This window comes from Arthrobacter sp. 10T419, assembly GCF_056394105.1.
Window position 1 is genome coordinate 322,185 of the sequence record NZ_JBFTHF010000003.1, and the last position, 24,649, is coordinate 346,833.

The following is a 24,649-nucleotide window of genomic DNA, read 5'->3' on the forward strand; positions in this document are numbered from 1 at the left end:
CGGCGTGTCCGCGGCGGTCTAGCCGGCGTCGAACGATTCCTTGTCTTCGCTGTCACGATCCTTCGGTGACTTCTCATCCGGCAGGTCCGTGCCGCTGCCGTCCGGAATTCCGGCGGCGTCCTGGCCGGACTCCGAGGAGAACGGCCGGCCCGGCTCCGGTTCCTCCGTGTTGGCCGCGTCCATCTCCGCGTCCGAGGAGGGCACCGCGCCGCCGCTTTCGGCTGCCGCTTCGTTGCCCTGCTCGAATCCGGCTTCGCTGCTTTCGTTTTCCGCGTTCATCTGTTCCTCTGTTCCTCCGAAGCGTCCGGCTCCGGGTTCTCCTGCGCTGTCCTGGTCTTCGGCCCCGAACTGGCTCAGGTCCGGCGTCCCCGCCGGGTAGGTTTCGCCGTCCGGGCTGTCCTGGTTGAGGCCCGCGGCATCGAAGGCCTCTTCATCGCGGGGCTGTGCAAACGTCTTCGCGTCCCCGCCTGGCAGTTCCTGCTCGGCGGTGGGGGTTCCGTAGCCGCCCGCTTCCTCTTCGATGGGGCGTCCTTGCTGGTCCTGAGTCATGTCGTTCCTCCTGCTTTCTGGCATTCGGCCGGTCGAATCTGGATGATCGGATCTGGAGTCCAGCCGCGCCCGGGAGCGCAGCCTTTCCGTGTTTTCCACCGTACCCGAAAAATCCTCAGTAAGCTTAGTACCGACCTGAATTTGTGTTTCGGGCCAAGTTGACCGCCATCCCGTGCCGGGCGCACGCAAAGGGGGTCGCAGGTGAAACTTGAAAGGGAGCGACGATGCCCAACGCCGAAGAAACCCGGAACGATGGCCGGGACGAAACCTTCGACGAGAAGATGGACCGCAACTGGGCCGAACTGCTGCAGGAGCTGCGGGTTCTGCAGACCGGCGTCCAGATCCTGGCCGGTTTCCTGCTGACCTTGCCGTTMCAATCACGCTTCGAGACGCTGGACGGATTCCAGCTGACCCTCTACCTCACCAACGTTGTCGTGGCCGCCCTAACCACCGCACTGATTCTGCTGCCGGTGAGCGCGCATCGCCGGCTCTTCCGCAAGGGGCTCAAGGATACCCTCGTGGCCAGTGCGGACCGGATCGCGAAAGTGGCCCTGGCCGGCGTCGCACTGCTGAGCGTGGGTACTTCTGCGCTGGTCTTTGACGTGACAGCGGGACGGACCGCCGGACTTACCGCCGGCGGCGCGCTGCTGGCCGTACTGTTGATCCTGCTCGTGCTGATTCCCAACAGGCTCCGCCGCAAGACCGGACGGGGGTAGGCCATGAACGGAACTGCACCTCACACGATCCACCCAGAATCGGGAGCAAGAATGCGCAAGTGGGCCAAGGAACACGGACTGCTGCTGGCGAACATCGGACTTTTCGTCGTCTTCTTCGGCGGCATGGTCATCAGCGGGGCCGCCGACTACAGCGAGGACCAGCTCGCCCACGGCCAGGCCGCCGTCGGAATCTTCGAGTATCTGGGGACCGGAGCGTTCCTGGAGGCGACCTTCGAGAACTGGGAGTCGGAGTTCCTGCAGATGGGCATGTACGTCATCCTGACGGTCTTCCTCTTCCAGAAGGGTTCCTCCGAGTCGAAGCCGATGGGGAAAAAGGCCCCGCAGGACGAGGATCCGCGGCAGGCCACGATCAAGGCGGCGACGCCGTGGCCGGTGCGCCGCGGCGGTTGGGTGCTGAAAATCTATGAGCACTCCCTCTCGATCATGTTCCTGCTGCTGTTCCTGATGTCAGTCGCGCTCCACGCGGTAGGCGGCAGCGAGGAGTACAGCCAGGAGCAGCAGGCCCATGGCCAGCCCCCGGTCACCGTGCTGGGCTACCTCGCGACGAGCCGGTTCTGGTTCGAGTCATTCCAGAACTGGCAGAGCGAGTTCCTGGCCGTCGCGGTGCTGGTCGGCGCTTCCGTGTATCTGCGGGAGAAGGGATCCCCGGAGTCCAAGCCAGTGGCCGAGCCGCACTACGAAACCGGCGCCTAGGGCGGAGGCTCTCCGGCTTCGCGGCTCAGGCCCCTTCGAGCACCTGGCTGGTGGCCCAGGCCAGGTACTTCGCGGCGTTGGCGATGGCATCGGCGGCGCTGGGCGCCACGTCCAGCAACTGGGCGGCGGCGACCACCCCGTGGCGGTCGAGGTCCTCGGGGGTGACGAGAATCCGGCCGGCGACCATGATGACCGGGATGCCCAGGTCGCGGGCAGCGTCGGCCAGGGCAATCGGCGCCTTCCCGGCCAGCGACTGGGAATCCAGGGAGCCCTCCCCGGTGATCACCAGGTCCGCGTCCGCGAGCTTCGCGGCAAGCCCGGTTAGCCCCGCGACAAGTTCAAAGCCGCCCTCCAGCGCAGCGTTGCTGAAGGCCAGGAACGACGCCGGGAAGCCGCCGGCGGCGCCACCGCCGGGGACGTTGACGTCACGGCCGGTGGCCTGCCGCAGCACCGAGGCCCAGTTGCGCAGCCCGGCGTCGAGCACCTCCACGGCCTCCGCGTCGGCGCCCTTCTGGGCGCCAAAGACGTGCGCGGCGCCGTCGGCGCCGTAGAGCGGGTTCTGCACGTCCACTGCAATCCTGAACTTCACGGCCGCCAGCCGCGGATCCAGTCCGCTGAGGTCCACGGCGACCACGTCGCCGAGCGAGCCGCCGCCGAGCGGCACCACATTGCCGGCGGCGTCCACCGGCTTGAGGCCCAGGGCGCGCAGGGCGCCGCTGCCGCCGTCGGTCATGGCCGAGCCACCCACGCCAAGCACAATTTCGGTGGCGCCGGCGTCCAGCGCGGCCGCGATCAGCTGTCCGCACCCGTAGCTGTGGGCCCGCAGGGCGTTGGCCGGCGTCGGCTCCATGTGTGCGAGCCCGGACGCCTGTGCCGTCTCGATGACGGCGGTCGCCCCGCCGAAGGCGTCCTGGCGGATCGCCCAGGCCGCGCCGATCGGCGCCAGAATCGGCCCGACGACGGCGTTCAGGCGCTCCTCGTACCCGGCAGCGACCGCCGCCTCCAAGGTGCCCTCGCCGCCGTCGGCCACGGGGAACTGGACGGCCTCGGCCTCGGGGTAGACGCGCAGGGCGCCCTCGGCAATGGCGGCGGCGGCCTCGGCGGCAGTCAGGGAGCCCTTGAACTTGTCAGGGGCGATCAGGATACGCATGGCTCCATCCTGCCAGCCCGCGCCGACAATTCCTTTCCGAGACAAGGCCGGGAGCGCCGGAGTAACGTGGGCACTTCCGGGCCGCCCGGGATCCTCCCGCGGACGGCCGTGGCAGTTCCGGCCCGCCCCGCGGGCCGGCGAGCAGGAGGTAGCGGTGAGCAACATCGGACACACCGGCGGCAGCTTGCCGGGCATCACGGGACTCGTACTGGTCCGGCACGGGGAAAGTGAAGGCAACGTTGCCGCCACCCTCGCGCATCAGGCCGGGGCCCAGGTCATAAACGTCCCGGCGCGCGACGCCGACGTCGGACTCTCGGACACCGGCCGGGAACAAGCGCTGGCGCTGGGCCGATTGCTGGCCCGCGTCCCCGAGCCGGGCCGCACCGCCGTATGGTCCTCCCCCTACGCCCGCGCCCGGCAGACCGCCGAACTCGCAGTCCAGACCGGCGGATGGCGGGTGCAGATCCGGCTGGACGAGCGGCTCCGCGACCGCGAACTCGGCATCCTGGACATGCTGACCTCCGCGGGGGTGGAGGCGCGGCTGCCGGAGGAAGCCCAGCGCCGGCGGTGGCTGGGGAAGTTCTACTACCGGCCGCCGGGCGGCGAATCATGGGCCGACGTCGTGCTGCGGCTTCGCTCGCTGCTGGCCGACCTGGATCGTGACCATGCCGGAGAAGAGGTTCTGCTGGTCTGCCACGATGCCTTGATCGTGCTGTTCCGCTACATTCTGCAGGGCCTCTCGGAGTCCGAGCTGCTGGACATTGCCGCCACGACCAGCATTCTGAACGCCTCCGTCAGCCGCTTTGTCCGCACCGACGGGACGGGGGCGTGGGAGCTCGAGAGCTTCAACATGGCAGACCATCTGGCGGAGCAGGGCGTTCCCGTCACCGAGCACGCAGGGGACGCCGATGTCCACCCGCGCTAAGTCATCGCTCGCGGTGCAGCTGACACCCACTCTGCTGCGCGGCTGGCCGCTGCCCGGCGGCGGCTCCGGCAAGGACGACCGCGGTTCGGTGCTGGTGGTGGGAGGCGCCCGCAAGACGCCGGGGGCCGCCCTCCTCGCCGGCGTCGCGGCCCTGCGCTCCGGCGCCGGCCGGCTGACCCTGGCGGTGGCAGAGTCGACGGCGGTGCAGCTGGCGGTGGCGTTCCCGGAGTCCGGCGTCGTGGGGCTGCCGGAAACGGGCCACGGGTCGGTTAAGGGCTCCGGGGCGTCGCTGCTGGCAGACGAGGCCGGCGCCGCTGACGCCATCCTCGTCGGACCCGGCCTGGACGACAAGGACGAGACCCTGTCGTTGCTGCGGGCGCTGCTGCTGCCGGGCCGGTCGCGGCCGAAGCGCGGACCCGCCGTCGTCCTCGATGCCTATGCACTGGGCTGCCTGCCCGAACTGGCCGGCGAACTGCAGCCCTGGGCCGGCCGGCTGATCCTGACCCCCAACGTCACCGAAGGCGGCATCCTGTTGGGCCGGGACATTGAGGATCTTCAGCGGGACGTGCCTCGGATCGCCGACAAGTACCAGGCGGTGGTGAGCTGCCAGGGGGTGATCGCGGAGCCCGGCGGGAACCTCTGGGAAATCACCACCGGACACAGCGGCCTGGGCACCTCCGGAAGCGGCGACGTACTGGCCGGAGCCATCGCCGGCCTGCGGGCCCGCGGGACCACCGATGCGCAGGCCGCCTGCTGGGGCTCCCATCTGCATGCCGCTGCCGGCGACCGGCTGGCGAGCAGGCTGGGCGGACTCGGCTATCTGGCGCGCGAGCTCTGCGATGAGCTGCCGGCGCTGATGGTGGAACTCAGCAGTTAAGCGGTGCGCGCGGCCGCCGTTGGTCAGGGCAGGGCCTCAGTCCGGCCACTGCCCACGTTTCTGCAGGACGGCCTTCAGCACGTCCGCGCGGTCGGTGACGATCCCGTCGACGCCGAGGTCCAGCAGGCGGTGCATCTCGGCCGCGTAGTTGATGGTCCAGACATGGACGTGCAGGCCGTGGCGGTGGGCGCGGCGGACGAACCCGGCCGTCACCACGGGCACGGCCCCGTAACGGACCGGGACCTGCAGGGCGTGCACGTCGTGGAGCGCACGGGCCGTCACCCGGCGCAGCAGTGTCGCCGGGAGCAGCGGCCCCAGCAGCACGAAGAGGGCGTTGGAGGCCATGCCGGCGGAACTTGCGGCGGGCCGGCTCAGGCGGCGCAGCACGGCGCGCCGGCGGCGGTCGGAGAAGCTCGCGATCAGGACGCGGTCATGCAGGCCATACTGCTCGATCGCCGCGGCCAGGGTGGCCACCGAGTTCCAGTCCTTGACGTCGAGGTTCAGCCGGACCTCCGGAAACTCCGCGACGAGCTCCTCCAGCAGCGGGATCGGCTCGGTGCCGGCGATCCTGGCCCGGGCCACCGTTTCGGCCGGGAGCTCGGAAATCCGGCCGCTGCCGTCCGTGACCCGGTCGAGGGTTTCGTCGTGGAAGAGCATCAGGACGCCGTCGGCGGTGGTGTGCACGTCCGCTTCCAGGTAGCGGTAACCGAGTGCGACGGCGGCGCGGAAGGCGGCCATCGAGTTCTCGGCGCCCTCGGGCGAGAAGCCGCGGTGGGCCATCGCCACGGGCGCGCCGGCAGCGCCGCCGGGGGCGAGGAAGGGGTGCGGGAGGGTCACTCTTGAAGCGTACCGGAGCCGGGCCGGCCGTTGCCGGAACGCGGGCTCAGGAGCCGTGGGGCAGGATCTCCACCCCGTCGCTGCAGTGCAGCAGTGTCCGGCCGCCGCCGTCGAGGTCCACCCACACAGTGGTGTGGTCCGGCGTCACCGCGTCGACGAACCCGCCGGTCTCGAACCCGGGCGTGAGCCGCACCCGGACCCGGTCGCCCTGGCGCAGGCTCTTCCAATGCGCGTCGGGATCCACCCGTCGGAGCGGCTGGTCATCAGTATGTCGGTTGCCGTACCTGGCCATGATTGCCCCACCATCAGTCAAGAGATCCGTTCGGTCACGCCAGCCTAGGCGGCCAAGGTGAACGGCAGTTGTCCGTCAGCTGGGAATCCCGTGTCCGCCGGGCGGCGTGGGTTACGGGAGCCGGACGCCCAGCTCGGCGAGCTTGGCTTCGAGGATCTGGGCCACGCCGTCGTCGTCGAAATGCGGTGCCTGCTGGCCGGCCGCACGGATGGCTTCCGGGTGTCCGCTGGCCATGGCGTAGCCGTGCCCGGCCCAGCGCAGCATCTCGATGTCGTTGGGCATGTCGCCGAAGGCCACGACCTCCTGCGCCTGAACGCCCAGGGACGCCGCGTATTCGGCGAGGGTCACGGCCTTGTTGACGCCGGGCAGCGACAGCTCCAGCAGCGCGATGTTGGGGGCCGAGTGTGTGGCGGCGGCCAGATGCGCGACAGCGGGCGAAACCTCGGCGAGGAACTCATCCGCGGTGCCTTCCCGGACGACCGCGAGGAACTTCACGATGGCGTCGTCGGCGCGGAGCGTGTCCTGCAGCGGGGCGGGCGTGAATTCGGCGAGCAGTCCGCTGGAACCGGTACCCAGGAACCCGGGTTCCAGGTGGAAGCCGGTGAGGGTTTCCGCGGCGAACAACGCGGAAGGACGCAGCCGCTGGATGATGCGGCGGGCTTCGAAGACGGCGTCGAGCTCCAGGGCCCGGGCGGACACCATACGGTCGGCCTCCAGGTCCCACACCACCGCGCCATTGGAGCAGATCACGGTTCCGGTGTGGCCGAGTTGTTCCTGCAGGGGGTGCAGCCAGCGCGGCGGACGGCCGGTGACGAACACGAGTTCCACCCCGGCGTCGCGGCAGGCGTGGAAAGCGCGCACGGTCCGGTCGCTGATCTTGCCGTCGTGGCCCAGGATCGTTCCGTCAATATCACTTGCTACCAGCCGCATACTGCCAGTCTACGTTGGCCGCGCCCGCGCCATTTCGACGGTTCCCTGCCCGCAGGGTGGTTGGAATCGTCGAGGGCGCAGGGAAGCGTCGAAACGGGGGCGTGGGTGGGCTGGTTCCGCTGCGTACGACGACGCCGGTCAGTGCCGTTCGTACAGTCCGGTCAGGCTCGCCCGGGCCAGGGTGTGCGGGCCGAGCTTGGCTTCCAGCTTGGCCGGGGATGCGCCGGCGTCGAGCCCGGACTTTTCCACGTTCAGGGCGTGCACCGTGATGACGTAGCGGTGCGGGCCGTGGCCCTTGGGCGGGGCGGCCCCCAGGTAGCCTGCGGAACCGCCGTCGTTCCGGAGCTGGAAGGCGCCCAGCGGCAGGCCGCCGCCGTGCCGCGACCCCGCCCCCGCGGCCAGCGAGGTGACGTCCGCCGGGATGTCCAGCACGGCCCAGTGCCAGAAGCCGCCGTGGCCCGGCGCGTCGGGGTCGAACACCGTGACGGCGTAGCTTCGGGTGCCGGCCGGAGCGCCGCTCCAGTGCAGCGGCGGCGATTCATCCTTGCCACCGGGACCGGTAGCGGCGCCGCGCTGGGCCGCCGGCAGGATCTGGCCGTCCTCGAAAGTGTCGCTGCTTAGGCTGAAGGCTGCCATGGCTTCCTCTCAATTGCTGGTTAGGCCCGCACTTTCCGGGCCCAGTTCCATCCGGTTAAGTTCGGCCCGGGTGGGCGGGTTGGCCCCGGCACGGGAGACCGTAACGGCGGCCGCCGCGGCGGCGTGGCCCAGGAGTTCGCGCAGGCTCCCGGCGGATAGCTCGCGCAGCTCCTTGCGGTTCTGGGCTCCGTTGAGGCCCAGGTCCACGACACCGGAGAGCAGCGCGGCCATGAAGGAATCCCCGGCACCGACGGTGTCCGCCACCTTCACCGACGGGGCCGCGACGCGCGCCTCGCCGGCGGCGTTGACGGCCCACGGTCCGGCCGCGCCGCGCGTGACCACCACCATGGCGGGGCCCTCCGAGCCGCCGAGCGAGAGCCACCGGCGGGCCGAATCCAGCGGATCAACGCCGGGGTAGAGCCATTCGAGGTCCTCGTCGGAGGCCTTGACCACGTCCGCGAGCGTGACAAACTTTTCGGCCTGGTGGCGGGCGTAGTCGGCGTCGGTAATGATGCTGGGCCGGCAGTTGGGATCGAAGCTGATGGTCGCCGAAGGATGGGCATGCTCGACGGCGGCAAGCACCTCCGCGGCACCCGGCGCCAGCATCGTGGCAATCGAGCCGGTATGCAGCAGCGTGCTGCCCTGCAGCATGAACGGCAGCCGGTCCGCGAGGCCGGGGAGCTCCCAGGCGAGGTCGAAGGTGTAGCTCGCGGCGCCGTCGTCGTCAATCAAGGCGGTTGCCACCGACGTCGGCAGTTCGTCCGGACCCAGCGGGAGCAGCACCGAACTGGACTTGAGGTGCGCCGCGACGGATTCCCCGTAGGCGTCCCGGCCGTAGCGGCCGATGAACTGCACCGGGTGGTCCAGCCGGGCCAGGCCCACCGCGACGTTCAAGGGGCTGCCGCCGACGTGGGCCTGGATACCTGAGGAGCGCTGGACAACATCAACCAGGGCCTCACCAATGACTGTGAGCATGCTCATACTCTGCCAGAGAACGCCGCCCGGCGCCGCCCCAACCGGTGTTTTGGTACGATACCCCCAGGGGTATAGCCTTAAGGAGTGCCCACCCCTGACACCCAGCCCTCGCCCCGCCGCGCCGGCGCGCCCGGCGCCGTGATCCTGGGGCTGCGCCAGAATATTGCCCAGTTCATGCTGCTCGTTGCGGTCAACGCCCTCGTCGGGGGCACCCTCGGCCAGGAACGCACCGTGCTGCCGCTGCTCGCCAGCGACGTGTTCCATCTCGACAAATACACGAGCGCCCTGACTTTCGTCCTGGCCTTCGGACTGGCCAAGGCAGCCACCAACTACTTCGCCGGGACGCTCTCGGACCGCTATGGGCGCAAGCCGGTGCTGGTGGCCGGCTGGCTGATCGCGCTGCCCGTGCCGCTGCTGCTGATCTTCGGCACCAGCTGGTCCTGGATCGTGGCCGCCAACGTGATCCTGGGCATCAGCCAGGGCCTTACCTGGTCCACCACGGTGGTCATGAAAATGGACCTGGTCGGCCCGAACCGGCGCGGCCTCGCGATGGGATTCAACGAGGCCGCGGGCTACCTTGGCGTGGCCGGCACGGCCCTGGTTACCGGCTACCTCGCGGCGTCCTACGGCCTGCGGCCGGCGCCGTTCCTGCTCGGCGCCGCCTACATCGCCCTGGGGCTCGGCCTGTCCGTGCTCGCCGTCAAGGAAACGCACCACCATGCGAAAACCGAGGCCGCAAACCACGTCGACGCGCACAGCGGTGCCGGCGCGGCGCTCAGCACCCGCGAAATCTTTACCCTGACCAGCTTCCGGGACCGCTCGCTCTCCTCGGTGAGCCAGGCCGGGCTGGTCAACAACCTCAACGACGGCCTGGCCTGGGGCCTGTTCCCGGTTCTCTTCGCCGGCGCCGGCCTCTCGATCGAGCGCATCGGCATCCTCGCCGCGGTATACCCGGCGGTTTGGGGAGCGGTGCAACTTATCACCGGCGCCGCCTCAGACCGGCTGGGGCGCAAGTGGCTGATCGCGGGCGGCATGTTTATCCAGGCCGTGGGCCTGGCCATCGTGGCGGCCGGCCATGGCTTCGAAATTTGGCTCCTCGCGGCCGTCCTGCTCGGCGTGGGCACGGCGATGGTCTACCCCACCCTGCTGGCGGCCATCGGCGATGTGGCCCACCCGCAGTGGCGGGCGCGTTCGGTCGGCATCTACCGCTTGTGGCGCGACGGCGGCTTCGCCGTGGGCGCGCTGCTGTCCGGGATACTCGCGGACGCCTACGGCATTCCGGTGGCGATCGCCGTCGTCGCCGCTTTGACGGCGGCGTCCGGGCTCGTCGTCGCGGTACGGATGCGCGGCACCGACCACCACGCCTAGCACCGGCCCGCGCAGGTTCAGCGCTCCGCGCCGCCCTCCTGGTAGACGTCGGGAATCCCGTCATTGTCCGAGTCCCGCCGCTCCTCTTCCTCCGCCTGCCGGTACTGCCGGTTGCGGGTGCGGAGCACCACGCTCGCCAGCAGGGCGGCCAGCAACGACGCCGCCAGGATGCCGACCTTGGCGTGGTCGTCATGGACGCTGCCATTGCCGAAACTGAGCTCCGCTACCAACAGCGACACGGTGAAGCCGATCCCGGCCAGGATCGAGACGCCGAACACGTCGATCCACTTGAACGAGTTGTCCAGCCGCGCCTTGGTTACCTTGGTGAGCAGCCAGGTGGTGCCCAGGATGCCGGCCGGTTTGCCCAGGACGAGGGCCAGGATGACACCCACGGCGACCGGGTCCGCCAGCGCCGAGCCCAGCCCGCCCCAGCCGCCCACGGCAACGCCGGCGGAGAAGAAGGCGAAGACCGGCACCGCGACGCCGGCCGAGATCGGCCGGAACCGGTGCTCGAAGATTTCCGAAAGCCCCGGTCCGGCTTCCGGTCCCCCGCTGGCCTGGGAGCGCAGCACCGGGATCGCGAAGCCGAGCAGGACGCCGGCCACGGTCGCGTGGATGCCCGAGGCATGCACCAGGGCCCAGGTGGCCAGGCCGAGGGGCAGCAGGATGAACCACGCCGCGGGGGCCTTCAGCCCGAAGAAGCGGCGGTACCGGTGCGCCAGGTAGGTGTACACGCCCAGCGGCAGCAGGGCCAGCAGCAGGGGGGCAAGCTGGAGGTCGCTGGAGTAGAACACGGCAATGATGGTGATGGCGATCAGGTCATCCACCACGGCGAGGGTGAGCAGGAAGATCCGCAACGCACTCGGCAGGTGCGAGCCGATGATCGCGAGGACCGCGACGGCGAAGGCTATGTCCGTGGCGGTGGGGATCGCCCAGCCGCGCAGCGTTTCCGGACTGCCGAGGTTGACGACGGCGTAGATCACCGCCGGGATGATCACCCCGCCGGCGGCCGCGGCGACCGGCACGATCGACTTGTCCAGCTGGCGAAGATCGCCGGCCACGAACTCGCGCTTGAGCTCCAGGCCGACCAGGAAAAAGAAGATGGCGAGCAGTCCGTCGGCCGCCCAGGCCCCCAGGCTGAGGTCCAGGTGCCAGGGTTCGTAGCCGATCTTGAAGTCGCGGAGCGCAAAGTAGCTCTCCGACGCCGGCGAGTTGGCCCAGATCAGCGCGGCGACGGCCGCGAACACGAGCAGGGCTCCGCCGACGGTTTCCTTTCGGAGGATTTCGCCGATGCGCAGGGATTCGGCGTAACTGCCGCGACCGAAGATGGTCAGGCGCGGCGTGCCGGCCTGGGGCGCGGGAGGAGGTGTGTGGCTCATGCGGAAGTCCTAAAATTTGGGTCGACTGAACTATGCCGACCAGACTTCCCGGCGCACCAGATCCCAGTCTACTTGCCTACGGCATCGTGCTGAATCGTTCCGCCTGTGACTTGGCACCCTGGACGATGATCTGGTCCTCCTCATAGAGGACCGTTTGCGCCGTGGTGTGGCCCCAGATCCCGCCGGGGCGCTTGACGGCCACCACGGTCACGCCGAATTTCTCCCGCAGTCCCACGACCCCGAGCGGGCGGTCCCGGACGATAGCCGGAGGGCCCGTCCGGATCATCACAAAATCGTCCTCGAATTCCACGTAGTCGAGGATGGAGCCGAGGACCAGGTGGGCCACCCGCCTGCCCATGTCATGCTCAGGCCGGATCACGTGCTCGACGCCGAGCTGGGCGAGGATTTCGGCGTGCGGCTCGCTGATTGCCTTCGCCCAGATCTGCGGGCGCTGGAATTTCAGCAGCCGCGAGGTGGTCAGGATGCTGGCTTCAATGTCGGAGCCGATGCCCACCACCGCGCGGTCAAACTCGTGCACGGACAGCTGGCGCAGCACCTCCTCCTTAGTCGAATCGGCCCTGACCACATGGGTGAGGCGCCCGTTGAAGGACTGGACAATTTCCTCGCTGGCGTCCACCCCGAGGACCTCGGTCCCCTGGGCCTCGAGCTCCAGGGCCAGGGAGCCGCCGAAGCGGCCGAGCCCAATGACCACCACCGAGGACGCCTTGGTGCTGGCGGCCGCAGTGCGGGCGGCAAAAATGTTCTTAGCCAATGAGCGGCCTTTCCTTGGGGAATTCGTAAAGCAGGGGCCGTTCGCGCAACGCGAGGGCGGCGCCGAGGGTCACCGGCCCCAGCCTGCCGACGAACATTAGCAGGATCAGGACCAGCTGGCCGGCCGGCGGCATGGCGGCGGTGATGCCCGTGGACAGGCCCACCGTCGCGAAGGCGGAGACAACTTCGAAAAGGATCCGCTCCTGGCCAAAGTCGGTAATGAGCATCAGGAACATGGTGGATCCGACCACCAGGGCGATCGCGAGGAGCACCACGGTGATCGCCTGGCGGTGGACGGCCCGGGAGAGCCGTTTCCCGAAGATGTTCACGGCCGTGCCGCCCTGGAGTTCGGTGCTGAGGATGAAGAAGAGCACGGCGAAGGTGGTGATCTTCAAGCCGCCGGCGGTTCCGGCCGGGCCACCGCCGATGAACATCAGGATGTCCATGCCGAGCCAGGACACGGGATGCATCTGCGAGATGTCGATGCTGTTGAAGCCGGCGGTGCGGGTGATGGCGGACTGGAAGAAGCCGGCGAGCACGCGGTCACCGGCCGGCAGCGCGCCGAGTGTGGCCGGGTTGGTCCACTCCACCGCGGTCAGGAAAACGGTCCCGCCGGTGAGTAGCACCGCCGAGCCGACCAGGACCAGTTTCGTGTTCATGCCCCAGAAGATCGGGCGCCGGTACTGCCGGACCAGTTCAAAGAGGACAGGGAAACCAAGGCCGCCGATGATCACCGCCGCGGCAATCGGAAGGCACACCCAGGGGTCGCCGACGAACCCCATCAGGTTGTCCGAATACAGGGCGAAGCCGGCGTTGTTAAAGGCTGACACCGCATGGAAGATGCCACGCCATATGGCCTCGCCGGGCGGGTAGCCGTAGCCGGCCATGAAGCGGGCCGCGAGAATCGCGGCCAACAGCGTTTCCACGATCAGGCTGATGCCGAGGACCCCCACCAGCACCCCGCGGACGTCGCCGAAACCGGTGCTTTTGGTCTCCGCGGCGGCGGACAACCGGGATTTCAGGCCCAGCCGACGGGCGGTCAGGACCCCGAGCAGGGTGCCGAAGGACATCACGCCGAACCCGCCGATCTGGATCAGCACCAGGATGACCACCTGGCCGAAGCCGCTCCAGAACACGGGCGTGTCCACGGTGCTCAGGCCTGTCACGCAAACGGCTGAGGTGGCCGTGAAGAGGGCTTCCAGGAAGGTGGCCCCGCCGTCGCCGGTCTTCGCCACCGGCAGGGACAGCAGTCCGGTCCCTGCGGCGACGGCGCCGGCAAAGCCCAGGACGATCACCTGGGCGGGATGGCTGGGCGCGAAGGCGCGCGCGAACCTGGTGAAGCCCGCCACGGGGGCACGGAGCACCGCGGGAACTTTCACATGCATGGGGCCACGCTATCACCGGCGCCGGGCTGCTTCGCCGGGCCTATTCGGGTGGCCGCTCCCCGGGGCCGCCTCGGCCGGTTCAGCCCAGCAGTTGCTGCACGAGCTCGCGGCATTTCCGGTAGGCGGCCGCCTTCGGGTCGATCAGCGCGAAGTGGTCGCCGGGGACCCTGAGGAACTGGACCGGGGCGCCGCAGGCCTTGGCCGCGGCCGAGTAGGCCTCGGACTGGCTCATCGGCACAGTATCGTCCTCGGTGGTGTGCACGGCGTACACCGGAACCCGCAGCGGCACGGCGCTCATCGGGTCGGCGAACTTATGCCGTTTGGGGTATTTTTCCGAGGAACCGCCCAGGAAGTTGCTCACCGCGCCGTTGCTCAGGTTGAGCCGCTCCGCCTCGGCCAGGTTCAGCAGCCCGGACTGGCTGACGACACCGGTAAGGTGCACCGCGCCGTCGTCGTCCTTGCGCTGCAGCTGGCGGTCCGCGTCCGGGGCGCCGAGCTGGCCAAGCCGGCTGCGGCCGGCCGCCCAGACGGCCAGGTGCCCGCCGGCGGAGTGGCCGAGCGCGACGACGCGGTCCAGGCCGAGGCCGTGTTCGTCGGCGATGTCGCGCAGCTTGTCGATTCCGGCGAGGATGTCCGCGAAAGTGTGCGGCCAGCCTCCGCCGTTGCCGGCCCGCCGGTACTCCAGGTTCCAGGCGGCCACGCCGTGCGCAGCGAGGTCCTTGGCCAGCGGTTCGCCGAGTTCGGCGCCGTACTGCGAACGCCAATAGCCGCCGTGGATCACCACGACCACGCCCCTGGGCTCGGCCGCGTCCGGGAGGAAGAGTTCCCCCCACTGGCTCGGGTCGTCGCCGTAGTGGTACTTCTGCCGCTTCACTGTGTCCTCCTTGGGGCCCGGTGAACAGGCAGCGACCGCCCCCAGTGTCGCCGCCGCTGCGGCCGCCAATAGAGTCCGACGCCGCACATCAGCCATCTGCAGAGCCTACCTTGGGCGCCGCGCGGCGCCGTTGAAGCCGGCGCTGTATTGCCGCCACACGGTGACGGGCCGGGCTGGCTGTCACAGCTGCGCCGTAAGCTAGGCCCATGGCTAGCAACTGGGAGCGCCTTGACCCCGCGCTGCGCGAATCCGTGCAGGACAACGTGGAACTCTATGAGCGGGTCCGTCCTGCCCTGAAACTGGTCACCCGCGAAGTGCTGCTGACGCTGCGTGCCATGCTCAAGGGCACGGAGGTGACACCGCTGTTCGTGACCGGCCGGACCAAGACGGTGGAGTCGTTCCGCGAGAAGATTTCCCGCATTGAGGAACCGCTGGAGCCGGGCGGGCCGCCGGTGCTGAAATTTCCGGACCCGTTCCGCACGCTCAATGACATGGTCGGCATCCGCGTCATCACCAAGCTCCCGGCCGAAAACGCCGTCGTCGCCAACCTGATCAAGCGCCAGCGCCAGCTCTTCGACTGCCGGGGCGACCGCGAGAAGGACATCGGCTCGATCGAGTCCGGAACCTACGGCTACTCCAGCCGGCACCTGATCCTGCGGACCATCCAGAATGATGCCGTCAAGGAGTACCAGCAGGCCTTCAACCCAGAGGCGCAGCCCAACGGCAGCTACTTCTTCGAATGCCAGATCCGGACGGTCTTCGCGCACGCCTGGAGCGAAATTGAGCACGACATCCGGTTCAAGGCCGAGGATCCGCGGGCATGGACCCCGCATTTCGACCGCCAGTTCACCGCCACGGCCGCCATGTTGGAGACCGTGGAGGGCGCCTTCGCGGACCTGCATGAGCGCTACGAGGAGGTCCGCAGCTACTGGGACATGGACGGCGAGGGCGCCGCGCAGCTCACCCCGAACCGGATCCGGGACGTCTGGCGGACACTGCTGCCGCACGTGGACCGCAAGGTCGACGACGACTGGGGCTGGGCCGCCGAGTTGATGGCCGCGCACGGCTTGAACCAGACCGTGCAGCTCGCGGGCCTGCTCAGCGCCAACCGGATCACCGAGGTCCGTAAGGCCCTGGACCACCGCTACTCCCCCGGCCCAGACCGGCTGCTGGACGACCTGCTGCTGTGGCAGTACGGAACGGCGCACATCGACCTCACCGCGGAACCGGCCGACGCCGTCCCGCACCCGCGGCGCGACAGCCTGCTGCGCCGGCTCAAGCAGATCGAGCGCTACCGGCTGACGCAGGGCTAGGGCTGGGGAATCGGCGCCTCGCCGATGCGTTTGCGGCTTAGGAAACTGCCCCGCCAAAGCGCCTGACGTAGCGACGCTGCCAGGGCGTCTCCACGGCGGTGCGCCGGTAGTTCCGCCGCACGAAGGCGACAGCTTCGGCGGGCGGGACGCCGTCGAGCACCGCGATGCAGGCAAGAGCGGTGCCGGTCCTGCCCCGGCCTGCCCAGCAGGCCACCTCGACCCGCTCCGTCTCCGCGCGCCGCCACGCCTCCCGGAAGGCGTCTAGGGCATCGGCGTCGTCGGCGGGAACATGCAGGTCCCGCCAGCGGACCCAGCGGGAGTCCCACTCCGTCGGATGCGGGCGACTGCCCAGCAGGTACAAGCCGAATTCGGGCCGTGGACCGGACGGGAACGGCGCCAGCAGGCCCCGGCCACGGATCAGGCGTCCGGAAGGAAGACTGAGCACACCGGGTTGACCCGGTTCCCATGTCTGCGCCATAGTCCCGAGCGTAGCCCCTCCCGGTACCCGGTTGAAGGACCCCAAATTAGGGCCAGACGGGTCTGGCGGTAACCGATCCCGGTCCTTAGAGTGGCCGGAACTCAAGAACCGCTGAAGGGAATCCAAGGATGTCATTCCAGGCGTACCTCGACACGATCGAGGACAAGACCGGGCTTACTCCCCGCCAGCTCCTCGAGCTCGCCCGGCAGAAGGGCTTCGCGGACGCGCCCGCGCAGGCCGGGGAGATCCTCGACTGGCTGAAGACGGATTACGGGCTGGGCCGCGGCCACGGGATGGCACTCGTCCACGTCATCCGGCAGGGCCCCGGCATCAGCAGCAAGCACGTTGGCGCCACCGGCGCGCACAGCGACGAGTCTGACACGCTCTGGCTCGACGGGAAGGCGTCCAAGCCGTCCTCGTAGCGCCCGGTTCCTAGTGCCCGGTTCCTAGTGCCCGGCGCCGAGCTTGCCGCCGAGGCGTTCGCGCATGTGGACGCTGGCGTCGTTGAGGCCGACGACCAACACGTCCTTGCCGTGTTGGTGGTACTTCTCGGTGATGGCGTCCAGCGCCGCGATGGTGGAGGCATCCCACAGATGTGAGGCATGCAGGTCGATGACCACGCGCTGGGGGTCCAAGGCGTACTCGAACTGGGTATAGAGGTCGTTTGAGGAAGCGAAGAAGAGTTCCCCGTCGACCCGGTAGGTGGCGACGGGGCCGCCGTCGACCTCTGCCACGGTGCGGTGCACGGTAACGAAGTGAGCGACCCGGCGGGCAAACATCACCATCGCGACCAGCACCCCGACGCCGACGCCGATCGCCAGGTTGTGGGTGGCGACGGTGACGATGACGGTGGCGACCATGACGGCGGTTTCGCTCTTGGGCATCATTTTCAGGGTCCGCGGACGGATACTGTGCCAGTCGAAGGTGGCCACGGAGACGAAAATCATCACAGCAACGAGCGCGGCCATCGGGATCAGCGAGACGATGCCGCCCAAGGCCACCACCAGGATCAGCAGGAAGACACCGGCCAGGAAGGTGGAGATCCGGGTGCGGGCGCCGGAGGCCTTCACGTTGATCATGGTCTGGCCGATCATTGCGCAGCCACCCATGCCGCCGAAGAACCCGGTGACGACGTTTGCCACGCCCTGGCCCCAGGCCTCCCGGGTCTTGTGCGAGCGGGTGTCCGTGATGTCATCGACCAGTTTGGCGGTCATCAGGGATTCGAGCAGCCCCACGAAGGCCATGGCGAGGGCGAATGGGAAGATAATTTGCAGGGTCTCGAGCGTGAAAGGCACGTTCGGGATGAAGAGCGCGGGCAGCGAATCGGGCAGTGCGCCCTTGTCCCCCACGGTAGGGACGGCGACGGCGGCGAACACCGTGATGAGCGTCAGCGCCACGATGGCGACCAGCGGGGCAGGGACTGCCTTGGTGAGCTTGGGCAGCCCGAACACGATCAGCAGCCCCAGCGCCGTCAACGGGTAGACCAGCCACGGGACGCCGATCAACTCCGGCAACTGCGAGAGGAAAATCAGGATGGCCAGCGCATTGACGAAGCCCACCATCACCGAGCGCGGGATGAAGCGCATCAGCTTGGCAACCCCGGAGAGTCCCAGGATGATCTGGAACAGGCCGGCCAGGATCACCGCGGCGACTAGGTAGTCCAGCCCATGGGACTTCACCAGCGGGGCGATCACCAGGGCGACGGCTCCGGTCGCAGCCGAAATCATTGCCGGCCGGCCGCCGACGAAGGAGATGGTGACGGCCATGGTGAAGGACGCGAAGAGCCCGATTCGCGGATCGACGCCGGCGATAATCGAGAAGGCGATCGCCTCCGGGATCAGGGCCAGCGCGACGACGAGTCCGCCCAGGACCTCTGTCTTCAGCCGCCGAGGGGACAGCAGGGCGCCCCGGACCGATTGCAGCTGTTCGGGAGTGAAGGCCGGGGAATTCCCGGCGGTTTTGACGGCCATCGCTGGCTCCGTTCAGGGTCAGGAGGCGCGGCAGGGCCCCTCAGTTGCGAAGAATGCGGGGGCGCAGCACTGCGCCGGCAGGGAGCGGGACCGGCCTTGGCGGTCGCACCACTCCCCACAAACCCTACCCTAACGTGATGGTAGAGTTTCAATCGGACGAAGGAAGGGGCCCCATTGACGGACGCAAGCCGCAGCACCATGCACATCGGCGAACTGGCAGAACGCACCGGACTGTCCTTGCGCACTATTCGCCATTACGACGACGTCGGGCTGCTCCCCGCGACGGCCCGCACCGGGGGCGGTTTCCGGGTCTATTCCGAGGCTGACGCCGCGCGCCTGATGCTGATCAAGCAAATGAAACCGCTGGGCTTCTCCCTCGAGGAGATGGCCGAAATCCTGGGCCTGCTAAATACGGAGGCCGCCGGCCCCGCTGACACTGCTGGCGCCGACGCCCGGCTGGCTGAATTCCTGGAACGGGCCGAACACCAGCGCGCCAAGATGGCCCGCAACCTGCGCCAGGCGGAGGAGTTCATCGCCATGCTGGGCCAGCGAACCCCGTCGCCTAACCCCGCTAGCCCGGCACCGGGGCTTTAAATCTGACATACTCGTCCGCCGATTGGTCATAAAGTGGCCGCATGGCGGACGCTGGTGGCACCATGCTTGGATGCTTGAGGCAACCAAATCCCCACAGTCCGCACCGGAGTCCCGCACTGACGCGGCCACCCCGGATAATCCGGCCCTCGCCGCCGAGGCGAAGATCGCCCGCATTGCGGTCACCGTTTTCCCGCTCCTGGTGGTGGTGGCCGGCGTCGCCGGTTTCCTCCTGCCGGGCGCCTTCAAACCGCTCGCTCCGAGCGTGCCGTACCTGCTCGGCATCATCATGTTCTGCATGGGCCTGACCCTGACCCCGCCGGACTTCGCCTCCGTGGCGAAGCGCCCCTGGGCCGTGGTGCTGGGCATCGTGGCGCACTACGTCATCATGCCCGGCGCCGGGTGGCTGATCGCCCAGGCACTGCACCTTGAGCCGGAACTCGCCGTCGGCCTGATCCTGGTCGGCTGCGCCCCGTCGGGCACGGCGTCGAACGTGATGGCGTTCCTGGCCAAGGGTGATGTGGCCCTCTCGGTGGCCGTCGCCTCCGTGTCCACGCTGATCGCCCCGATCGTCACGCCTTTGCTCGTGCTCTTCCTGGCCGGGTCCTACCTTCAGATCGACGCCGCAGGCATGGTGCTGGACATCGTCAAGACCGTGCTGCTGCCGGTAGTCGCCGGCCTGCTGGCCCGCCTGTTCCTGAAGAAGGTTGTCGCCAAGGTGCTTCCGGCGCTGCCTTGGGCCTCCGCCGTGGTCATTTCGCTGATTGTGGCAATCGTGGTGGCGGGCAGTGCGAACAAGATCGTGGCCGCCGGCGGCATCGTCTTCCTCGCCGTGGTGCTGCACAACGGCTTCGGCCTGGGCCTGGGCTACCTGGCCGGAAGGCTCGGACGCCTGGACGACAAGGCCCGGCGCGCCCTGGCCTTCGAGGTGGGAATGCAGAATTCCGGCCTCGCGGCGACGCTGGCCACGGCCCACTTCAGCCCGCTGGCGGCCCTGCCGTCGGCCGTGTTCTCGCTCTGGCACAACATCTCCGGCGCCATCGTGGCCGCCTGGCTGGCCCGGCGCCCGCTGCGCGACGCCTGATTCCTGCCGGGGCCCTTCCCGGTTCCCATCGATTGCTCCGTAACCGCCGTTTTCAAGCCTCATAACGGCGGTTACGGAGCAATCGACGTTTGACGAGCGGACGTCGATGCTCCGGCAGCCGTTGCGTGACGCGGCGCGAAACCTGCCTTGCGGTGGAAGCCCGGGGTCAGCAGGATGAAGTAGACCGGATTCAATGCACGGCAGGGAGGTGGAACTCGCTCATGGACGACCAGTACACAACTGAACGGGACAGCTTCGGCAGGCTGCTGGCGGACCGGCAGGTCTGGCGGCAGGCCACCACGATCCCAGCAGCCGGCGAACTGACGGCACGCTGGCTGGAGGGCCGGAGCCAGTACCAGCCCGGAACGTTCACCCCCGGCATCGATGCGGAGACGGAGGCGATCGCCGGCCAGCTGGCGGCACTCAACCGGAACGGGCTGTTCACCAAGGAGTCGCAGCCCGGGCTCCGCGAGGGCGGCAACGTCCAGCGGGCCTACGTGACGGGCTACTGCACCCCGGAGTCGGCGGGCAGCCTCCTGGACCTCTCCTCGCGGACGGAGCTGGTGACGGTGGCACACGCCCCGGGGGAAATGAGCCGCGCCTCGATTCCCGTGACACTGCGGGACGCCGAGATCGTTACCGTGCTGGGCACCAGCGAAAGCCCGATCGAAGCGGACCAGCTCAAAGACTGGTCCGCCGAGGCCAACGAATCGCTGGCGCTGGTGCTGGCCGAGTCCTGGTACGTCGAGATTTTCGACCCCGTCTGGGGCCGGGACGGTGTGCTGCTGGCGGCCGTGCTGGACGCGCTGGCGTTGGGCTGACGACGGCGGCTGCCTCAGCCGATGCTGGCTGCCTCGTCGAGCGTGCGCGATTCGAAGTGCTCCAGCATCTCGCGCATTGCGTCCACGCCCTGGGTGAAGGTGGCTGATGCCCGCCACTGTTCAATCTGTTCGAGTGATTCCCACGGGCCTGTGCTGATGAACCGGTTCCTGACGTCATGGTCGTGCATCAGCACGGCCTTGTTGTTGGGATAGTCCTCCTGCGTTTTCCTCGCCAAATCCCGCCAGGCCTGGACAAAATCATTCTCGCGTCCCGGGTGGACCAGCCAGATTCCAAGCGTGTAGACAGACATGGCTGCCGCCTTCCATTCTCCGTACGGGGTTGATACCGCCGATTATGTTCCCGGGACGCGCGTGGCGGTAGGGCCGGACTGCCCGGCGGTGCGGCCGAAAGCTCGGAAGGCGGCCCGCTCGACGGACGAGCATGCCCAGCCCTGAGCGCCGGGGTTGGACATAGTGGCACTATGTCCACCCGCCGGCCCGGGAGGTGGGCATGTCCCGCGGCTACCCGATCAGCGCCAGCACCGCTCCGGCCGTGACCAGGCCGCCGGCTTCGGCGCGGACGTCGGTCACCGTTCCGTCCCGGTGTGCGGCGACCTGGGTTTCCATCTTCATCGCTTCGAGCACGACGACGGGTTCTCCCGCCGCGACCTCGGCCCCCGGCGCGACGAGCCACTTCACCACGGTCCCGGCCATGTGGGCCCGCAGTTCCCCCGGATCCGCGGGCGCGGCAGCGCCGCCGTCGGACGCGGTCCCCGGTGAGCCCTCCGGCGAGCCCCCAAGCGAAACTCCGGCAGGCAGCGCCCGGCCGGACCGCGCCCAGCCGTCCAGCAAATCCGCCGGCAGCCCGACGGCGAGACGCTTGCCGTCGACCTCGACCGTGATGGTGCGGCGTTCGCCGTCGGGCGCCGTGGTGCTGTAGCCGGGGTCGGCCGGAATCCGGTCAGCGAAGTCGGTTTCGATCCAGCGGGTGTGGATTCCCAGCCCGGCCTCGGAGGTGAAGTCCGGGGACTCCAGCACGGCCCGGTGGAACGGCAGCACGGTGGCCACCCCGGTGATGCTGAGTTCCGCGAGGGCGCGGCGGGCGCGGCGCAGGGCCTGCTGCCGGTCCGCGCCGGTGACGATCAGCTTGGCCAGCAGCGAATCGAACTGCGGCGGGACAAACGAGCCGGAGCGGACGCCGGAGTCGAGCCGGACCCCCGGGCCGGTGGGGCCGGAGAACCCGGTCACGGTACCCGGCGAGGGGAGGAAGCCGCGGCCCACGTCCTCGGCGTTGAGCCGGAATTCGAAGGAGTGGCCGCGGGGTGCCGGGTCCCCGGTGAGCCGCAGCAGCTCCCCGGCCGCGATGCGGAACTGCTCCTGCACCAGGTCGATCCCGGTGGTTTCCTCGGTGATGGGGTGCTCCACCTGCAGGCGGGTGTTGACCTCCAGAAAGGCGACCGTGCCGTCGGCGGCGACGAGGAATTCCACCGTGCCGGCGCCGGAGTAGCGGGCTTCCCGGCAGACCGCCTTGGACGCCTGGTAGATCTGCTCGGTCTGCTCTTCCGTGAGGAAAGGTGCGGGGGCTTCCTCGACGAGTTTCTGGTGCCTGCGCTGCAGCGAGCAGTCGCGGGTCCCGACGACGACGACGTTCCCGTGGGTGTCCGCCAGGACCTGGGCCTCCACGTGCCGGGGTCGGTCAAGGTAGCGCTCCACGAAGCACTCGCCGCGGCCGAAGGCGGCGACGGCCTCGCGGACGGCGGAGTCGAAGGCCTCCTCGATTTCGTCGAGCGCGCGGACCACCTTCATGCCGCGGCCGCCGCCGCCGAACGCCGCCTTGATCGCGATCGGCAGTCCATGCTGCTCGGCGAAGGCGCGGGCTTCGGCGGCGGAACCGACCGGGCCGTCGCTGCCGGCCACGAGGGGCGCCCCGGCGCGGACGGCGGTTTCACGGGCGGTGATCTTGTTGCCAAGCAGCCGGATGGCGTCGGGCGCGGGCCCGATCCAGGTCAGTCCGGCGTCGAGGACGGCCTGGGCGAACTCGGCGTTCTCGGACAGGAAGCCGTAGCCGGGGTGGATGGCATCGGCGCCGGATTCGGCGGCCGCGGCCAGCAGTTTGGGGATGTTCAGGTAGGTGTCGGCGGGCGAATTGCCGCCCAGGGCGAAGGCCTCGTCCGCCGCGGAGACGTGCACCGCATCGGCGTCAATGTCCGCGTAGACGGCGACGGACGCCAGCTCTGCGTCGTCGCAGGCCCGGGCGATCCGGACGGCGATTTCGCCGCGGTTGGCGATCAGGACCTTGCGCATCAGTTACTCACTTCTTCGTCGGGGGCTTGTTCGGCGGGGATGTCGGCGGGGGTGTGGTCGGAGGTGGCGGGGCCGGTGGTGCCGGAGTCCGCCCAGCGGAAGCGGATCCGGCCGCCGATCGGGACCTGCGCGGCGAGGTCCAGTTGCGAGTCGACGACGACGGCGATCACGGGGTAGCCGCCGGTGATGGGGTGGTCGGCCAGGAAGAGCACCGGCAGGCCTTCGGGCGGGATCTGCAGCGCACCCGCGACGGTCCCTTCGCTGGCCAGCTCCCCGCCCCGGGTGCGCCGCAGCGGTGTTCCGTCGAGCCGCATGCCCACCCGGTTGGACTGCGGCTTGACCAGCCACTCCTGGGCGGTAAGCGACTCCAGCGCCTCGGCGTCGAACCAGTCAGCGCGGGGGCCGGGGACGACGTCGAGCACGGTCACCCCGGTGCCGGGGAACTCGGGCTGCAGTTCCGGGTGGCCGACGACGCCGGACTCGGAGTCGCCGCCCGAGGGCAGGAGCTGCCGCGCGGCCAGCGGCGCCGGGCCGATCCCGGACATCGTGTCAGTGGACCGGCTGCCGAGGACCGGCGCGGCATCCACTCCGCCGCGGAGCGCGAGGTAGCTGCGGAAGCCGCTCTCCGGCGCGCCGATGCTGAGCGTCTCGCCGTCAAGCAGGGCGAAGGGCGTGGCCATCGGCACGGTACGGCGGTCGGGCTCCGCGTCAGGGCGGCCCGGGGTGGTGATGGCCAGTTCCGACGGCGCCCCGGCGACGGCCAGGACCTGGTCCCCGACGGCCTGGACCGTAAGTCCGCCGGCGACGGTCTCGATCGCCACTGTCTCAATACCGGCTGCGCCGGGCGCGTTGCCGACGAGGCGGTTGGCGCGGCGCAGCGAGGCGCGGTCCAGGGCGCCGGCGGCGGAGACACCCAGTCCGGAGTGGCCGTGGCGTCCGAGGTCCTGGATCAGGCTCTGCAGGCCGGGCGAGACGATCCGGAGTCCCGAAGTCACCTCCGGCGCGGGGGTCTCGGGCTGCGGTTCCGGGGCAAGCGCCACCGTCTCCCGGACCGCGCGGAACTGGATCCGGTGGCCGGGCGCGGCCAGGGCGGGCTGCTCGCGGTCCAGGTCCCACATCCGGGCGGCGGTGTGGCCGATCAGCTGCCAGCCGCCGGGTGAGCGGCGCGGGTACACGGCCGAGTACGTTCCGGCCAGCGCCACGGCACCTGCGGGAACGGCGGTGCGCGGGGAACTGCGGCGGGGAACGTTGAGGACTTCGTTCTCCCCGACGAGGTAGCCGAATCCCGGGGCGAATCCGGCGAAGGCCACCGTCCACTGCTGGCGGCAATGGGCGGCGATCACGCCCTCGATCCCGAGCCCGGTCAGCTCCGCCACTTCGGCGAGGTCCGCGCCGTCGTACACGGTGTCGATGACCACGAGGCCGCCGTCGCGCTGCACCGGGGCGGTGAGGTCGAGCTGCAGCAGCTGCGCGGCGATCCGGCGGGCGGCGACGGGCGAGTCGGCCGTAACCATGACGGTTTCGGCGGCGGCGAGCACGTCCAGTTGCCCGGGCAACGGGTGCTCAAGGAGCAGCGCCTGCAGCGCCAGCACGCCTTCGGTGCCGGTGAGTTCTGCGAGCACCGCGCGGGTGCCCACCGCCCGCACCGCGTTCACTTTGTGGACGGCCGCCTGCCGCGCTGCCACCGTTTCCATTGCTGTCTCCATCATT

General features: G+C 69.4%; 26 protein-coding genes. 10 read left to right on the forward strand and 16 right to left on the reverse strand.

Going from position 1 to position 24,649, the window contains the following annotated elements; translation table 11 throughout:
* Positions 1–18: 18 nt before the first annotated feature.
* The gene (locus tag AC1DBD_RS07800) at positions 19–549 is read right to left on the reverse strand and encodes a hypothetical protein (RefSeq protein WP_441419070.1); all 531 of its coding nucleotides are present in this window, start codon (positions 547–549) and stop codon (positions 19–21) included.
* Between the two features lie 224 nt (positions 550–773).
* On the opposite strand from AC1DBD_RS07800, the gene AC1DBD_RS07805 reads away from it, so the two are divergent.
* Together AC1DBD_RS07805 and AC1DBD_RS07810 are read left to right on the forward strand one after the other, a co-directional pair.
* A complete protein-coding gene (locus AC1DBD_RS07805) occupies positions 774–1,265 on the forward strand; it encodes a DUF6328 family protein (protein ID WP_476981776.1) in 492 nt (163 codons plus the stop codon).
* A 51-nt stretch (positions 1,266–1,316) separates the two neighbouring features.
* Positions 1,317–1,979, forward strand: a complete 663-nt coding sequence (locus AC1DBD_RS07810) for a DUF6766 family protein (RefSeq protein ID WP_476893444.1) — start codon at positions 1,317–1,319, stop codon at positions 1,977–1,979.
* A 25-nt stretch (positions 1,980–2,004) separates the two neighbouring features.
* On the opposite strand, the gene AC1DBD_RS07815 is transcribed toward AC1DBD_RS07810, so the two are convergent.
* Positions 2,005–3,129, reverse strand: a complete 1,125-nt coding sequence (locus AC1DBD_RS07815) for a glycerate kinase (protein ID WP_476981777.1) — start codon at positions 3,127–3,129, stop codon at positions 2,005–2,007.
* 154 nt (positions 3,130–3,283) lie between these two features.
* Between AC1DBD_RS07815 and AC1DBD_RS07820 the strand changes: the two genes are divergently transcribed.
* Complete coding sequence (locus AC1DBD_RS07820; protein ID WP_476917277.1) at positions 3,284–4,054, forward strand: histidine phosphatase family protein; 771 nt, start codon at positions 3,284–3,286, stop codon at positions 4,052–4,054.
* The gene (locus AC1DBD_RS07825) at positions 4,038–4,931 is read left to right on the forward strand and encodes an NAD(P)H-hydrate dehydratase (protein WP_476981778.1); all 894 of its coding nucleotides are present in this window, start codon (positions 4,038–4,040) and stop codon (positions 4,929–4,931) included. Before AC1DBD_RS07820 ends, AC1DBD_RS07825 begins: the two co-directional genes overlap by 17 nt.
* A 36-nt stretch (positions 4,932–4,967) precedes the next feature.
* On the opposite strand, the gene AC1DBD_RS07830 is transcribed toward AC1DBD_RS07825, so the two are convergent.
* The 5 genes from AC1DBD_RS07830 to AC1DBD_RS07850 all read right to left on the reverse strand — a co-directional run bounded on the left by AC1DBD_RS07830 (position 4,968) and on the right by AC1DBD_RS07850 (position 8,601).
* A complete protein-coding gene (locus AC1DBD_RS07830) occupies positions 4,968–5,768 on the reverse strand; it encodes a glycerophosphodiester phosphodiesterase family protein (protein ID WP_476981779.1) in 801 nt (266 codons plus the stop codon).
* 46 nt (positions 5,769–5,814) lie between these two features.
* On the reverse strand, positions 5,815–6,060 hold the full coding sequence (locus tag AC1DBD_RS07835; protein ID WP_441419077.1) for a hypothetical protein: 246 nt from the start codon (positions 6,058–6,060) through the stop codon (positions 5,815–5,817).
* Between the two features lie 111 nt (positions 6,061–6,171).
* Positions 6,172–6,990, reverse strand: coding sequence for an HAD family hydrolase (locus AC1DBD_RS07840; protein ID WP_476981780.1), 819 nt, complete (start codon positions 6,988–6,990; stop codon positions 6,172–6,174).
* A 138-nt stretch (positions 6,991–7,128) separates the two neighbouring features.
* Entirely contained in the window at positions 7,129–7,626 is a 498-nt protein-coding gene (locus AC1DBD_RS07845) for a YbhB/YbcL family Raf kinase inhibitor-like protein (RefSeq protein ID WP_441419079.1), read from the reverse strand.
* 9 nt (positions 7,627–7,635) lie between these two features.
* A complete protein-coding gene (locus tag AC1DBD_RS07850; RefSeq protein ID WP_441419080.1) occupies positions 7,636–8,601 on the reverse strand; it encodes a carbohydrate kinase family protein in 966 nt (321 codons plus the stop codon).
* Between the two features lie 174 nt (positions 8,602–8,775).
* On the opposite strand from AC1DBD_RS07850, the gene AC1DBD_RS07855 reads away from it, so the two are divergent.
* Complete coding sequence (locus AC1DBD_RS07855; protein ID WP_441419177.1) at positions 8,776–9,969, forward strand: MFS transporter; 1,194 nt, start codon at positions 8,776–8,778, stop codon at positions 9,967–9,969.
* A 17-nt stretch (positions 9,970–9,986) separates the two neighbouring features.
* Here AC1DBD_RS07855 and nhaA read toward each other — a convergent pair whose 3' ends face one another.
* From nhaA to AC1DBD_RS07875, 4 genes are all read right to left on the reverse strand, one after another.
* Positions 9,987–11,348, reverse strand: a complete 1,362-nt coding sequence (gene nhaA, locus AC1DBD_RS07860) for a Na+/H+ antiporter NhaA (protein WP_476981781.1) — start codon at positions 11,346–11,348, stop codon at positions 9,987–9,989.
* Between the two features lie 76 nt (positions 11,349–11,424).
* Positions 11,425–12,120, reverse strand: coding sequence for a potassium channel family protein (locus AC1DBD_RS07865; RefSeq protein WP_476893449.1), 696 nt, complete (start codon positions 12,118–12,120; stop codon positions 11,425–11,427).
* Positions 12,113–13,504, reverse strand: coding sequence for a TrkH family potassium uptake protein (locus AC1DBD_RS07870; protein ID WP_476981782.1), 1,392 nt, complete (start codon positions 13,502–13,504; stop codon positions 12,113–12,115). The genes AC1DBD_RS07865 and AC1DBD_RS07870 overlap by 8 nt, the downstream gene beginning before the upstream one ends.
* A 79-nt stretch (positions 13,505–13,583) precedes the next feature.
* Complete coding sequence (locus tag AC1DBD_RS07875) at positions 13,584–14,378, reverse strand: alpha/beta hydrolase (protein WP_476981783.1); 795 nt, start codon at positions 14,376–14,378, stop codon at positions 13,584–13,586.
* Between the two features lie 206 nt (positions 14,379–14,584).
* On the opposite strand from AC1DBD_RS07875, the gene AC1DBD_RS07880 reads away from it, so the two are divergent.
* Positions 14,585–15,691 carry a GTP pyrophosphokinase gene (locus AC1DBD_RS07880; protein WP_476893452.1) on the forward strand — a complete coding sequence of 369 codons (1,107 nt, stop codon included), beginning with the start codon at positions 14,585–14,587 and terminating at the stop codon, positions 15,689–15,691.
* 37 nt (positions 15,692–15,728) lie between these two features.
* Here the strand turns inward: AC1DBD_RS07880 and AC1DBD_RS07885 are convergent, their stop codons facing one another.
* Positions 15,729–16,169, reverse strand: coding sequence for a protein-tyrosine phosphatase family protein (locus tag AC1DBD_RS07885; RefSeq protein ID WP_476893453.1), 441 nt, complete (start codon positions 16,167–16,169; stop codon positions 15,729–15,731).
* 128 nt (positions 16,170–16,297) lie between these two features.
* Here AC1DBD_RS07885 and AC1DBD_RS07890 point away from each other — a divergent pair, with 128 nt between their 5' ends.
* Complete coding sequence (locus AC1DBD_RS07890) at positions 16,298–16,591, forward strand: DUF4287 domain-containing protein (protein WP_441419084.1); 294 nt, start codon at positions 16,298–16,300, stop codon at positions 16,589–16,591.
* A gap of 24 nt (positions 16,592–16,615) precedes the next feature.
* Here AC1DBD_RS07890 and AC1DBD_RS07895 read toward each other — a convergent pair whose 3' ends face one another.
* Positions 16,616–18,139: a SulP family inorganic anion transporter gene (locus AC1DBD_RS07895; RefSeq protein ID WP_476981784.1), complete on the reverse strand. Its 1,524-nt coding sequence runs from the start codon at positions 18,137–18,139 to the stop codon at positions 16,616–16,618.
* 174 nt (positions 18,140–18,313) lie between these two features.
* On the opposite strand from AC1DBD_RS07895, the gene AC1DBD_RS07900 reads away from it, so the two are divergent.
* The 3 genes from AC1DBD_RS07900 to AC1DBD_RS07910 all read left to right on the forward strand — a co-directional run bounded on the left by AC1DBD_RS07900 (position 18,314) and on the right by AC1DBD_RS07910 (position 20,635).
* A complete protein-coding gene (locus tag AC1DBD_RS07900; RefSeq protein WP_476909607.1) occupies positions 18,314–18,733 on the forward strand; it encodes a MerR family transcriptional regulator in 420 nt (139 codons plus the stop codon).
* Between the two features lie 70 nt (positions 18,734–18,803).
* Positions 18,804–19,814, forward strand: a complete 1,011-nt coding sequence (locus tag AC1DBD_RS07905; protein ID WP_476981785.1) for a bile acid:sodium symporter family protein — start codon at positions 18,804–18,806, stop codon at positions 19,812–19,814.
* Positions 19,815–20,035: 221 nt separating this feature from the next.
* Entirely contained in the window at positions 20,036–20,635 is a 600-nt protein-coding gene (locus tag AC1DBD_RS07910) for a DUF6919 domain-containing protein (RefSeq protein WP_476981786.1), read from the forward strand.
* 14 nt (positions 20,636–20,649) lie between these two features.
* Here AC1DBD_RS07910 and AC1DBD_RS07915 read toward each other — a convergent pair whose 3' ends face one another.
* The 3 genes from AC1DBD_RS07915 to AC1DBD_RS07925 all read right to left on the reverse strand — a co-directional run bounded on the left by AC1DBD_RS07915 (position 20,650) and on the right by AC1DBD_RS07925 (position 24,645).
* Positions 20,650–20,946, reverse strand: a complete 297-nt coding sequence (locus tag AC1DBD_RS07915; RefSeq protein ID WP_476981787.1) for an antibiotic biosynthesis monooxygenase family protein — start codon at positions 20,944–20,946, stop codon at positions 20,650–20,652.
* A 211-nt stretch (positions 20,947–21,157) separates the two neighbouring features.
* Complete coding sequence (locus AC1DBD_RS07920) at positions 21,158–22,939, reverse strand: acetyl/propionyl/methylcrotonyl-CoA carboxylase subunit alpha (protein ID WP_476981788.1); 1,782 nt, start codon at positions 22,937–22,939, stop codon at positions 21,158–21,160.
* On the reverse strand, positions 22,939–24,645 hold the full coding sequence (locus AC1DBD_RS07925) for a 5-oxoprolinase subunit B/C family protein (protein WP_476981904.1): 1,707 nt from the start codon (positions 24,643–24,645) through the stop codon (positions 22,939–22,941). Before AC1DBD_RS07925 ends, AC1DBD_RS07920 begins: the two co-directional genes overlap by 1 nt.
* Between the last annotated feature and the right edge of the window lie 4 nt (positions 24,646–24,649).